Origin of the sequence: Paenibacillus sp. DCT19 (genome assembly GCF_003268635.1) — a bacterium.
In the GTDB taxonomy this organism is placed as follows: domain Bacteria; phylum Bacillota; class Bacilli; order Paenibacillales; family Paenibacillaceae; genus Paenibacillus.
Genome location: NZ_CP029639.1, coordinates 4811410 through 4823962, shown reverse-complemented (window position 1 = coordinate 4823962; position 12553 = coordinate 4811410). Strand labels below are relative to the sequence as shown.

At 41.5% G+C, this 12553-nt stretch carries 16 protein-coding genes; 7 read left to right on the top strand and 9 right to left on the bottom strand.

What is annotated here, in order from left to right:
- Positions 1–206 precede the first annotated feature (206 nt).
- The 3 genes from DMB88_RS22100 (at position 207) to DMB88_RS22090 (ending at position 2565) form a co-directional block, all read left to right on the top strand.
- Entirely contained in the window at positions 207–695 is a 489-nt protein-coding gene (locus tag DMB88_RS22100; RefSeq protein ID WP_128103082.1) for an NUDIX hydrolase, read from the top strand.
- Positions 696–788: 93 nt separating this feature from the next.
- On the top strand, positions 789–1847 hold the full coding sequence (locus DMB88_RS22095) for a serine hydrolase domain-containing protein (protein WP_128103081.1): 1059 nt from the start codon (positions 789–791) through the stop codon (positions 1845–1847).
- Positions 1848–1896: 49 nt separating this feature from the next.
- Complete coding sequence (locus tag DMB88_RS22090; RefSeq protein ID WP_128103080.1) at positions 1897–2565, top strand: type 1 glutamine amidotransferase family protein; 669 nt, start codon at positions 1897–1899, stop codon at positions 2563–2565.
- Between the two features lie 312 nt (positions 2566–2877).
- Here the strand turns inward: DMB88_RS22090 and DMB88_RS22085 are convergent, their stop codons facing one another.
- Positions 2878–4086 carry a serine hydrolase domain-containing protein gene (locus tag DMB88_RS22085; protein WP_128103079.1) on the bottom strand — a complete coding sequence of 403 codons (1209 nt, stop codon included), beginning with the start codon at positions 4084–4086 and terminating at the stop codon, positions 2878–2880.
- A 171-nt stretch (positions 4087–4257) separates the two neighbouring features.
- Here DMB88_RS22085 and DMB88_RS22080 point away from each other — a divergent pair, with 171 nt between their 5' ends.
- Entirely contained in the window at positions 4258–4701 is a 444-nt protein-coding gene (locus tag DMB88_RS22080; protein ID WP_128103078.1) for an Lrp/AsnC family transcriptional regulator, read from the top strand.
- Positions 4702–4975: 274 nt separating this feature from the next.
- Complete coding sequence (locus tag DMB88_RS22075; protein WP_128103077.1) at positions 4976–5449, top strand: hypothetical protein; 474 nt, start codon at positions 4976–4978, stop codon at positions 5447–5449.
- A gap of 162 nt (positions 5450–5611) precedes the next feature.
- Here the strand turns inward: DMB88_RS22075 and DMB88_RS22070 are convergent, their stop codons facing one another.
- From DMB88_RS22070 to DMB88_RS22050, 5 genes are all read right to left on the bottom strand, one after another.
- Positions 5612–6052 (bottom strand): hypothetical protein, encoded by a 441-nt coding sequence (locus tag DMB88_RS22070; RefSeq protein WP_128103076.1) that lies wholly within the window; start codon positions 6050–6052, stop codon positions 5612–5614.
- A gap of 20 nt (positions 6053–6072) precedes the next feature.
- Complete coding sequence (locus tag DMB88_RS22065) at positions 6073–6486, bottom strand: hypothetical protein (protein WP_128103075.1); 414 nt, start codon at positions 6484–6486, stop codon at positions 6073–6075.
- A gap of 199 nt (positions 6487–6685) precedes the next feature.
- The gene (locus DMB88_RS22060; RefSeq protein WP_128103074.1) at positions 6686–6904 is read right to left on the bottom strand and encodes a hypothetical protein; all 219 of its coding nucleotides are present in this window, start codon (positions 6902–6904) and stop codon (positions 6686–6688) included.
- Entirely contained in the window at positions 6888–7142 is a 255-nt protein-coding gene (locus tag DMB88_RS22055) for a hypothetical protein (protein WP_128103073.1), read from the bottom strand. Before DMB88_RS22055 ends, DMB88_RS22060 begins: the two co-directional genes overlap by 17 nt.
- Positions 7143–7161: 19 nt before the next feature.
- Entirely contained in the window at positions 7162–7374 is a 213-nt protein-coding gene (locus tag DMB88_RS22050) for a hypothetical protein (RefSeq protein WP_128103072.1), read from the bottom strand.
- 183 nt (positions 7375–7557) lie between these two features.
- Here DMB88_RS22050 and DMB88_RS22045 point away from each other — a divergent pair, with 183 nt between their 5' ends.
- A complete protein-coding gene (locus DMB88_RS22045) occupies positions 7558–8244 on the top strand; it encodes a hypothetical protein (RefSeq protein ID WP_128103071.1) in 687 nt (228 codons plus the stop codon).
- 151 nt (positions 8245–8395) lie between these two features.
- Here DMB88_RS22045 and DMB88_RS22040 read toward each other — a convergent pair whose 3' ends face one another.
- Positions 8396–9595: an MFS transporter gene (locus DMB88_RS22040; protein ID WP_128103070.1), complete on the bottom strand. Its 1200-nt coding sequence runs from the start codon at positions 9593–9595 to the stop codon at positions 8396–8398.
- A gap of 269 nt (positions 9596–9864) precedes the next feature.
- A complete protein-coding gene (locus DMB88_RS22035; RefSeq protein WP_128103069.1) occupies positions 9865–11001 on the bottom strand; it encodes a hypothetical protein in 1137 nt (378 codons plus the stop codon).
- A 135-nt stretch (positions 11002–11136) separates the two neighbouring features.
- Here DMB88_RS22035 and DMB88_RS22030 point away from each other — a divergent pair, with 135 nt between their 5' ends.
- Positions 11137–11838 (top strand): DUF4274 domain-containing protein, encoded by a 702-nt coding sequence (locus DMB88_RS22030; protein ID WP_128103068.1) that lies wholly within the window; start codon positions 11137–11139, stop codon positions 11836–11838.
- A gap of 244 nt (positions 11839–12082) precedes the next feature.
- Here DMB88_RS22030 and DMB88_RS22025 read toward each other — a convergent pair whose 3' ends face one another.
- Complete coding sequence (locus DMB88_RS22025; RefSeq protein ID WP_128103067.1) at positions 12083–12448, bottom strand: VOC family protein; 366 nt, start codon at positions 12446–12448, stop codon at positions 12083–12085.
- Positions 12449–12553: the final 105 nt, after the last annotated feature.

Genomic DNA, 12553 nt, shown 5'->3' with positions numbered 1-12553 from the left:
GTAGATTCGAAGAAAATGGAGCTTGTCCTTACGTGATAACGTAATTGGATAGGTTCTTTTCGTTTGATTTATAGCTTTCTCTGGCCTTAGGCAAGATCTCATTTCTTATGAAAGGATAAATATCGACAATTTTATAAATACGCAAAGGAAAGTACGATGAATGTGTGGAATAATTATACAAATTCATCTTATTTGGAGGTTGTAAAATGGTTTTTCCGACACATATTGTATCTGCAGGCGGAATTGTAGAAGATGGAGCTGGTAATATCCTTTTAGTAAAGGCGCATGACGATGGTTGGGTGTATCCTGGCGGGATAACTGAAGTTGGGGAAAACCTGATTGATGGCGTCATTCGCGAGATCAAAGAGGAAAGTGGAATAGATACCACGGTTAGCCATTTAATTGGTATTGTTTCAAATACAGCAATCCATAAATGGTATGACGGTGAGACTGATGTTCCTACTAAGGTCATGTTTGATTTCGTGTGTAAAGCTGTGGGTGGAGAGTTAGCTACTTCTGATGAAACGAGCGAGTGCAGGTGGGTTCCCAAGGAAAATGTTCTCGGCTTCATTACGTTACCTGGAATTCGTAAGCGTTATGAAGCATATTTGAACTTTAATGGTTCTGTGAATTATATGGAGTACGTGACTGCGTCAACCACAGAATGTAATGTCAAGCTTCAAAGGAATGTGTAGTTCTAAGATGGATGGCGGTTTGAACTAAAAGGAAATGTGATTGCAACATTGGAGCAGGGTGAGCTCATTCAACGAAAAGGAGTTAATTCTACGATGAAGGATTTACATAACTTTGTTTCAGATTACACGAAAGATAAGAAGCATGTACACCTTGCTATTGGGATGATAAGAGGGGATGATATTGAATACTTTTCGTTTAGTAATGATACGGAAAAAAGTATGATCCCTGCTGAAAACAGGTTGTTTGAAATCGGTTCCATTACCAAGGTTTTCACGTCCATGCTGTTATTATCGATGGAGCAGGAAAAGTTGCTATCCACAGATGATATGGTTGGTAAGTTCCTGCCAAGCGTTAAGAATGATTATTTGAATAAAATCACCTTGAAGAACCTTGCTACTCATACCTCGGGATTACCTATTTTGGCAACCAACCATAATATGGCTAAGAAAAGATCGGATCCTTATTCAATGTATACTGAGGAAGATTTAACCTCTTTTTTAGCTACAGCTAATTTCACGGATGGCATTGGTTCATTTGGATATTCCAATCTTGCTGTGGGTTTGCTGGGCAATATTTTATGTAAGGTGTCAGGGAGTACATATGATGAGCTGTTAAAAAGATATATAACTGAACCACTACAAATGAAAGAAACAGCCGTTCTGCTTAATTCAGAACAGGATAGCAGATTTTTGAATGGACATGCTTCGACTGGCAGAAGAGTCCCACATTGGAATCTTTCGATACATGAAGGAGCTGGTGGGATCAAGTCTTCTATCCGTGATATGAGTTTATTGGTTCAAGCCAATCTAAATGATGATCATCCGATCGCCTCTATCCTAGCCAAAAGTCATCTTCCTAACGCCATTGGAAATGCGAATCTTTATTTTGGCTGGGCTGGGGATAGCATTCAAGATAAAGAGATTCTCTGGCATAACGGAGGTTCAGCGGGTTTCAACAGCTATCTAGCTTTCAACAAGGAACTCCGTGTAGGAGTTGTATTGTTGTCGAATTATTCTTTTTTCTCTAACGTGCTTATCGATCATTATGTGTCTCAATTAAAGAAATGGATTACGAGAAAAGAGCCAGCTCAAGCAATGATGATAGACTCTGTAGGTATAGAAATACTTGAAGCGATGTTAAGTAGCGAATGAAGTAGGAAGAACCATTAAAATAATAATACATATACGGAGGTAACAACGTTTGAGTACTCATTACTATTTCAGTTGGTTTAATAACTTTTTTCCAGAGAAGCTGGTCAAATCGTTGCATGAGGATATTACAGACAGACAATCGCTTGTTATGATCAGCGCCGATCCTTCTAATTATGAAGATGAGCAGGTTAACTTGGATGATATTACGGAATGGACATGGTTGAATCAGGCCAACCTTAAGTTTGATGAATATCATTTCATTGATTACCGTATGCAGAAGGAAGATGCTCAGCGAGTTATTCAGAACGCTTCTGTCATTTTTTTGTGCGGTGGATATCCTGCTTTGCAGCACGATTTTTTGGAAGATTATGAATTAACGGATGTTATTAAGAAAAGTAATGCCGTCATTCTGGGTGCCAGTGCTGGTGCGTTAAACATGGCTGCCAAATGGTTGAACTTGGGGAACACTGCCGACGAAATTCAAACAAGTACGATTTATGATGGGATTGGCTTTGGTCATTTTGCCTATGAATCTCACTCGCAACGAAACTACGCCACGTTTGTTCAAGGCTATCTGTTCCCCTTGTCTGAGGAAATGGATGTTTATGCGGCAGAACAGGAGAGCGCGATGCGTGTGAAGGACGGCGTAATAGAAACAATGGGTCCTATATATTTAATTGCCCACTCGAAAATTCAGAAATTGGCTGAGACGCTCTAATTAGATGGAGTGGGGTGGCTGTGACCTGACAGCAAGCTTTCATATCTCCGGACGTATAGTCGGGCAGAAATATAAATTAGAAAGACCGCCTTCAATGGCGGTCTTTCTATTGACCTAGTAGAGATGTACAACTCACTTCATTTCTCGAATACCTTTATAGAGGATGTTCAAAAAGTCCGCTTTTGATTACGCAGGATGCCTAAAGGCATCATCAACGTCGAATATGGAATTCAGCCGAAATAAGTAGATGCTTACGAAGGTTGTTTCCTTCAGAAACAATGTAGTTGCTCACGTAGTTTTGCCTACGCTCCGCTACTCCATTTCTATCTTCATCCCATCTTCTCGGTACTGAAAACCGCCCTTTTTGAACACGCACTTATAGACAGATTCGCACAGCTCCGTTGTAAACCTGCCTGACATTCCTTCAAGCGCCGTATTGGTGAACGCTACGACACTAAGCTCCTGGCTCGGATCAACAAACCAGGAGTGCCCATAGGTACCGCCCATCCGCCACGTTCCTGGCGATTCAGGTGTATTGGCTTCTTCTGAGTCTTTTAGTAGCGTGAAACCAAGTCCAAAACCTCTCCCTGGCCAGTAGGGCATCTCAAGGTTACCAATTTGATTGGTGGTCATTTCTGTGACAAGAGCCTTCGGCAAAATGGGATGTCCTCCTTGCCGCAAAGCTTCCAGCAGCTTAAGGAAGTCCCCTGCACTGCCAATCATGCCGGCTCCCCCGGAAGGGTAAGCTGTCTTATCCATAAACCTATTGGGTGAGAGGAGGAATCCTGCGGTCCCCTCGATGAAAGGAATGGTATCAAAATCATGCAAGCGCCGGGGTTCTCCAGTACTGTCTGCGTAAGCCGTAGTCAATCTGTCTGCATCCACAGCCTTGAAATCGGTGTCCATCATTGATAGCGGATGTGTTACAAGCACCTGTACAGCTTCACTAAGCAGCATTCCAGTTACCTTTTCGATGACTGCTCCGAGCACGTCTGTTGCTATGGAATATCTCCACATTTTCCCTGGCTCATATAAAAGCGGGACAGACGCGAGTCTTTGCAGATTCTCTTCAAGTGTAATTCCAACCGAATCCATGCCGTCCGACACCCCGGCAAGCTCATAAGTTCCCTTTTCCTCTTGGAAGAAACGGTAAGTTAAGCCTGCGGTATGTGTCATCAGATGGCGTACGGTCATTGGAACATACTGTCCGTTTGGCAGTTTGGGACGAAAGGTGGGCAACCATTTTTCCACCAGATCGTCTAACTGTAATCTTCCTTGCGAAACTAATACTAAGGCTGCTGTTGAAACGACCGGCTTGGTTACCGAAGCATATCTAAACAACGCATTTTCCTGCATCGGTCGTTTCTGCTCGCGATCGGCCCAACCAGCAGACCTGCTGTAAACGAGGTTTCCTTCTAACGCAATTTGCACGACTGTACCCACGATTCTTTTTTCCTCAAGTGTGCGCTCAATAACTTCATTAACGCTTTCGTGCAACAATTCCGGATCTATAGTTTTCATGTGTCTCATCCTTTTCTGCTGTAATTTACTTGATTATATATAGCAAGTGAGTTTATTATATAAATAATTTCTGCTACCTTACATAAAAGAAACAAGTTAGACAAAGAAACTTCCGATGATTCTGAAGGCATTTAGAAGAAATAACTTTTAAATTAAAGGGGTGTGATTTTCTTGGATGAGATCGATAAAAACATTCTGCTCCATTTGCAGAATCAGGCTAGATTATCAATGACAGATTTAGGAAAACTGGTGGGGCTGTCTCAGCCAGCCGTTACGGAACGTGTAAAACGCATGGAAGAAAAGGGAGTTATCGAGGAATACCGGACTGTCATATCTTCGCAAAAATTGGGTAAGCAATGCACAGCCTATATGCTTATTCGAACCAGGAATTGTTATCCTTTTCTTGATTTTTGTCGTTCTTCACCGGAGGTTACGGAGTGTTACCGGATAAGTGGGGAGCATAATTATTTATTGAAGATTCTCACAGAAACAACCCAGGAGCTGGAGGAGTTTGAAAACAGATGCGATCAATATGGTACCTATACGACTCTAATCGTGATGTCTTCACAGATCGCTTACAAAAATCTGATTGGGGAAACGAATTTGCTCGCATAAGGTGTATTTCGATAAACACCCAAAAAAGAACCCGCTCTAGGACAATGTTTATAATTTAAAGTGTAGAATCAAATATCCATGAAAAAGAGCAGGTATCGAAAAGATAGCCTGCTTTTTTTTGCAAAAAAAATAAAAAAGACTTAATAAGCAGTTGGAAATGTGTGGCGATATCAAAAGCCTTGACAGAGATTTTACTCGAAAGGTAAAGTTACCCTTTGAAACGGTTATGCAGCTCCTGATCTCTATGGGCGGTAGCAGCCTATAGAAGGAACTCTTGGAATCACAAGGCTATGACGTAAGCACCGCAACCACTTCTGCTTTTGTGCAACGGAGAAATAAGATTCTGCCATCCGCCGTGGAGTTTTTTTACAAATTTTCGCAATCGCATACGGATCTCAAACACTACCGAGGGTATCGGTTACTTGCCATAGACGGTTCGGATTTGCATTTCGCCATTGACCCAACGGATGCAGGGAACTATCTTCAAAGTCAACCGGAAGCAAAAGGTTCTAATCTGCTGCGTTTAAAAGCAGCCATGATCTCTGTAATAGACCTTACGTGGACGCGATGGTTCAGCCAAGGGATTTTCGCAAGAATGATCATGTACAATTTTACAGAAATTATGCCCTTTTATGTATTCATTTCCCAAAAAAAAGATAAACAGCACCACTACCAAGTCAACTTCACGGTTACAGACATTTCCTACGCTCAAGAGACGATGAACCCTCGCCCGATGTTGAAGCACTGAAAATCCGCTTATTTGCTGTAAGCTATTTTTCTTACATGCACTAAAAAAACAAACGACAAGGGACTTTGTCCCATGCCGCTTAGATTTCATTCTTATTCGCGTTTTGTCATTAAGCTAACTTAATGACATTGCCCTGCTTCTCAGGACTTCTCTTTTGAAAGTTTAATATTCTTTAAGGTTCTGGAGTGAGCTAATCAAATGCCCTATTTTCATGTCCATTTTTTTGAGTTCTTCAATGGATATATTGTTGTAATCCACAAAAATTAGGTCACGCAATTCTGTATAAAACGATCGTTGCTCTTGGTACAGAGGTTTGTCGACATCACCTATCGTATTCTTAATCAAACCGAATGAACCAAAGTTTTCTTCAAACTTGGTAAAATAAATAGTAAGATTTTCTGTATCCATTTTCTTTCCACTCTCAATGTAGGCTTTCAATTCTTTTTGGAAATTTTGGCTCTCCATGATTGTGTGCTTATATGCTGAGTTGGCGGCAATCTGTACATTATTCTTTAACACAAGATACTTGTTAAAAAAAATTGCTGATATTAACAGAATGCAAACTGATATTCCTAGTATTACAAAGCTGAATTTCGATTTCATTAACTGATCATCCTTCAACGTTAATTATAAGAAACGGTAAAATCTACACTTGCTTTACCTGTATTTGCGGCAAATATGAGAGGGACACCACTAATAGGATCATTAAAGATCCGAACCTCATATTGAGCTATTGCAGAAGCAGTTAATAACCCGCCTGTTTTTTGAATATCATAAGTATAGCCGAAATATGCTGCTGCACCTCTTGCTGTAGCAGACGTTGTTATTTTCTCAGTATCCGTGTTATAAACGCCATTATAATATTTGTCGCCATTTTTATAAGGAATGGTTGAGGGGAGTTCAAAATTATCATTACTTGCCATGATTTTTACACTACCCCCGTAATAATTATTTTGGAAATTGTGTAGTACTTGTCCGTTAAACGCTGGGAGAAGAGCTAAAGACAACTCATAAGCAGGAGCGAGAATTCCTTTCATGAAGTAACTAACACCAGGCACAGATGTGTAAGCCGCGGTTTCTACCGGAAGCACTCTATCTTTTGATACTAGAAGTGCTACATTAGCTGGTGAACCGAAAGATAAGGAAACATAATTCGTTTTAACAATCTTTGCTTTATAGTAATTCGCTATAAAAGCATTTCTTGTCCAAGCTCGAATACGTGCTTTTCCAGCACTTCTACCATTCCACGTTGTTGCAGCAGATAACTACAACAGTAGAACCACCTAGATCTGTAGATGCACTACCAGCTCTCGATAACAACGGACTATAATCAGCCCCTTTCAAGTAATATTGCTCACTTGGATCGGCTGCTGAGACCGAATTACTAAAGGTTGTGCTAACAACCACCAAGACAAATGATAGTACCAAGAAGGTAATTTTATTCAGTAAGCTCATCTTGCTTTACCCCTCCCTTTATAGCATCGATTTTGTCCAGATCATCCCATGTTAAAAATGGCTTTCCAAAAGGTATCATTGCAGAAGTATCCATATTACCACTTGTTAGAGAAATATCTAGATTATCAGTCTTCGGCTCATATCTTAAGGATAAATTTCCTTGGTCACTGCCTAGCAAGCTCTTCATTTCAATGTCGATAGTTCCGTAATAAACTTCGCGATCGTCAAATTTGACCAACGATAGTGTACCTTCTCCTTTATATGGATAAGCTTTTATCCAGTTTAATGTTACCAGAAACTTCAGCATTTAATTCAGTATGATTCTCACTAATCTGTTGTTCGTTCTTCACAACAAGATCCAATTTAATGCTTGCTTTCTTCTCAAGTTTGTTGAACTTCTTCTCATTGTTCGCAAATACTGGATTATCTTTCAGGAACTCTAAAGCTTGAACATTTGCCTTAGCATTCAATTTGATCTTTTTCCCATTGTTGTCCGCACCAACAATTAGGATTGAGCTAAACAGCCCCTTATTAAAAAAAGGGGCTAAGAAAATATATATTTGTGTAGATTAGTTTCTACAATATTCTAGAACTATTTACCTATGTCTTAAGACAGGGTAAAATATACTAAATACATATTTTAAGGAGAAATCATGAAAAAAATACTAATATCTGTATTGACCGCTAGTACACTATTGACTAGTTCGGTTTACGCAACTCCATCGGAAGTCGTTAATATTAAAGCAAGTAGTATAGCAAGCTCCTTCACAAAAGAAAGTAATAGAATTAAATACTCCATCTATAACCTCTCCGACCAGCAAATAAAAAATGCTATAGCGATCGGAAAGAAAGGGTACGACTCTCTACAAGCACTAATTGAGAAAAATACACTCCCGATTAGTGTCGATAAACTTAAGGTTTTGCAACCGGAAGTGAGCGTTTCAACTCCATATATCGATATTGCATACTTATCTTATTTTGCTGCAGAAAAATACGACACTTATACTTTTAAAGAAGCTAAATCATACGCAGATCTCTACAGAAAACACAATGCATTAACTTTTAAACTTAACGTATATGGAAACAGTTCTACATTCACAAATGGATTAAATGTTGTTTTGAAACAAGGAAATAAGATTTTACAGCCTATTGAGATTTATGGACAAGATAGTGTTGATGTAACTAGAAATTGGCCTAATTCTCCAGCTTATAGAGCTACCCTTTTTGCCGACTTCGATTTAAGTAAGGTTGATTTTAGTAAGAAAGCAGAACTTGTATATCTGTATGGTAGTAAAAAAAATTCAGTCTCATACAAAGTTGATTTTTCAAAACTAAAATAATTACGTAAAAACCCCCCTTTAAAAGGTAAAGTGCACCCCTAGAATTTCATCGGCTAAACTCATGGGTTTTTCCAATGTCTATTCTAAGGGAGCACTTCAAGGCCGCTCTAGGACGGATTCTTTTTTTGGTTATACATACTTATGGATTCCATTAGGAAGGGAAGCCCTGCTTTTTTGCTAGCCAAGCTGCAAGCAAGGAGGGGAGCAAGAGGATAATTAATGATCCGGGAAGGAAGCCGGCGCCAAACAGCTGGAGAAGAAATCCCCCAATTATGCCTCCGCTGCCGATTGCCACATTCCATGCGGTAACCAGCATAGATTGAGCGATATCTGCGCTTTTTCCCCCAGCTTGTGCTATCGCCGTTTGCAGTAAAGTGGCTGCTCCGCCAAATGTAAGCCCCCATGCTGTAACACCAAGAATGATGATTGCAGGTTGATTCATTCCAATTCCCAAGGCTACAGAAGCCAAAGCAAATCCTGTAATGCTGATTAATACTAACATTCTTAGAAAACGGTCAATCAGCATGCCGATCACCCAAATGCCAACAACCGAGGTTATTCCGAAAATAAGAAGAACTAGATCCACTCGCTCCGCAAACGCGGTTTCCGCAAGATAGGGTGCAATATAAGTGTACAAAATATTATGAGCTAATACCCAAGTCAACACGACAAACAAAATCGTCCGTATACCAGGAACCAGGAAAATCTTGTACAAAGGCAGTTGATCACCCGCAGGCTCACCTTCATAATCTGGTACCTTCCAGAGCACCCATCCAATAAGAACTACAGCTAGTAAGGATACTACTCCGAAAATGAAACGCCATCCTATGTAAGCACCGAAAAAAGTGCCCAGGGGAACGCCCAATGCTAATGCCAACGGTGTGCCAATCATGGCTACGGCCATCGCTCTACCTTTCAGCGAATCAGGCACCATACGACGTGCATAGCCAGCCGTCATCCCCCAGAGCACACCTGCCGACACACCTGCGAAGAAACGCGCGACAAGCGTTAACACATAAGAGGTAGATAACGCGGTGATCGTGTTAAATACTAGAAAGCCGATAATGCACAGCAGCAGAAGCGGCCGGCGTCTCCAACCGCGGGTAGCGGTTGTCAAAGGAATGGCGGCAAAAAGAGAGCCAACCGCATAGAGAGTGACCAATTGTCCAGCAAGAGCTTCTGTGACCCCAAGATCCTGTGCAATTTGCGGTAATAATCCAGCAGGCAGGCTTTCTGTAAGAATGCAGATGAATCCTGCCATAGCTAAGGCTAATAGCCCGACCCACGGAAAACGTAAGGAAGACGACGTATTAACATCATCTTTTCTTATAAGAGCAGTGTTTGAGTTCACGAAAAAATCTCCTTTGTTTATTTTTAGCCGCTTAATAAGATTTGGCTTTCGTAAAAGTACGTGTTCAAAAAGATCGGTTTTGAACAACCTCTATAAGCATATAAATATAAAACATTTCTCTACATGGCTGATTAAAGGAGAATGAAGCGAAATAAGAGTAAAATCCATTTATTTATATTGAAATTTCATGATTATAAAGGTGAAAAGGCAGCATCGCTAGATGCCGCCTAATCATAAACCGTATTTGGTGAGAACTAGCAGATCAATATCTACGCCTTATCCAGATCATATCTCCAAGCCAGTAACCGATGTGGTGCATCTTCTGTAGGCAGCCCGATGAAAAGTTTGGCTGGACGATGATACAACTGTGGGTGAACTTTTGTCGTGATCGCAACACAAGTCAGGGTAGGGCAATTCCATACGTGCAAATCCAGCCCATGTCTCCATGTAAAAAGCTTATCTTCATCTGCGGCCATGCCCGCTTGAGCATGGGGGAAGACACCTTCTACTGGACTCGTTGTGTTGAAGGCAGGCACAGAAGTGATGACGCCGATTCGCTCACCTGTTTGTGCATTAAAGAAAATGATAGCGGGTGATACGCCCTCTTCCTCCCAATCTTCTTCATCCACCATTTCTTCGTCTACTTGACCCCAGATTGCTATGGTATGAGGGGCAATCCAGGCGGAAGGCAGGTCCCAATCCATGGTTTGCCATAGATCATGGATCGAAGATCCGTCCTCCGATTCCCATACATGGCTTAACCAGTTATCCAAACTCCAGGAACGCGTAATACCTAGAGGCGCCCATACCCAACCACTATCTACAATCCATTTCTGATCAGGAGACACGCTTAATTTACCATGAAAATAATCGAGATAATGTTCACTTGTATCAGGCTCATCCGTATTCTGACTGGAATCGTTATTGTGTATTGGGGTGTGTCTTACTGTAAGGGATGTACCACGGAAAACGTCGGTTAGATCTAACCGATTCCACTCTGTGCCATGGACTAAGATTAAACGCTGATCTATATAAGCAAAGCTTAGTGGGTATGTAGATACATCATAATGATAGTCGTCTCGCGACAATTGCAGGATTTCTTTTCCATCTAATAGATCATATACAGCCGCATACTGCCCATACGTATTAGATACTGCAGCGACAGCTCCATCTGGACTAATAACGATCTGAACAGGATGAAGTAGATTAAGATCAGGGATGTTCGTTTGCAGCATTCGCTCGGTTGCTCCGGTATGTAGGTTAAGCTTCCATAATTCAGCATAGTCATTTAAGGCAAGGACCATGATCCGCTCTGGGTCAGGGGATTCCTCGGTTAGTTCTTGGATGGCTATTAATGTTCCAGGTGAAGGATGAAGCTCAGGAAGTGGAACGGGATAAAAAGACATGATGCACCTCCGAAATAAGGGTTTTACAAGATTTGTACACGGTGTTCAAGATTCAATATAATAGGGAGAAGAATATATTGTCAAAAGCTTAAACAATATACATAGGGTTAGAGGTAGAAGGAGGAGGCAAGCCTGATGAATTGGGTGGAAATTAGCAAAATAAAAGATGTAAATCAAATTCGGGAAGCAGTGCAAGGTTTGGATATGAATGAGAGAGATGAGCGGGGACGGACACCATTGATGCTCTGCTTAACTGCGCGCATGCCTGCTGAAGGCATACGCTGTTTATTAGAACAGAACCCAGATCTGGAGATCGAAGATAAACTTGGGGATACCGCACTCAAAAAGGCGATACGATTCAAGCAGGTGGATGCCATTTCGCTTCTACTTGAATTTGGAGCTAAACTTGATTCTCCTAAGGGCATTCTAGGCACGGCATGGAACGCTGCACGCTCTAATCCAAACATCGCTGATCTGCTAGTAGATACACCAGGTGCAATCCGGTTGAAGTTAACGGAAGACGAGCAAAGCAAGGTGGATGCCATTATATACGAAGAATCGATAGAGAAGGCTATTGCCAAGATTCGTGAACTGGATTCCGCAGTGCTGGTGCATGCCGTTGTTAGCGAATATAACTGGGATGATGGACCTGAGACGATGCTGGCTGTTTGTGAACATCCGGCATGTGCACAGATAACACAACTGGATATGCTAGAGTTAATGGAGGCAGACTACTGGCTTGAGATGGATGAGGATGAGGTGCACCAGCGCGTTGACGGCCCTGCTTATCGCCGGCTCGCAGAGCAATTGTATGATAGACAGTCCAGAAGGAGTTGAGCAATAATGGACTCTCGTATCGAGAAAGCCATAGTAGAACAGTTGCAGCAGGAATTAAAACAAAGAAACATTGAACACTTCTACATTTACAGCCTGGTGAGCGAATTGCTGATCATTTGAAAAAAGGTTGGTTGAACAGTGACAACAACGATTAGCAATTTAGTTAGTGTCTGGCTGGGGCTCCCCCACTAAAACATAGTTTCATTGATCCAGAGCATTTAGGCTCGCAACCGCAGCTTGCTAATCAGATATGTTCAGCAAGCTGTACCTCAAATCCGTCTGGGTCAGTAATGTAAATAAAGCGCAGATGAGCATTGGGTTGAATCGGGCCGCGTACAATCGGAATATCCATCGCTTTTAGTTGTTCTATCGCTTCCTCTAAGGAGTTTACTTCATAGCCAATCGATATGCCGGCCTCCGGTTTAAGAATGGATTCGCTCCCCTCAATCAGTTCTAGCTTTGTTTCATTTTCCATGCCCAGCATAGCAATCTGTCGTCCGCGACTCTCGAATCTGCGCTGAATCGGAAGTCCTAGCTTTCCGTTGTAAAATTCAAGCGAGTTCTCTAGGTTGCTCACTCGCAGGGTGATCCAATTTAGTTTAATTAACATGGGAGAAACTCTCCTTTTTGCGTCATATGTAGAAACATTACGTTTATTATACGGCAAACATAAGTGATCCAGATATACTTCGCTTGTAAATTCCTGACGAATGAA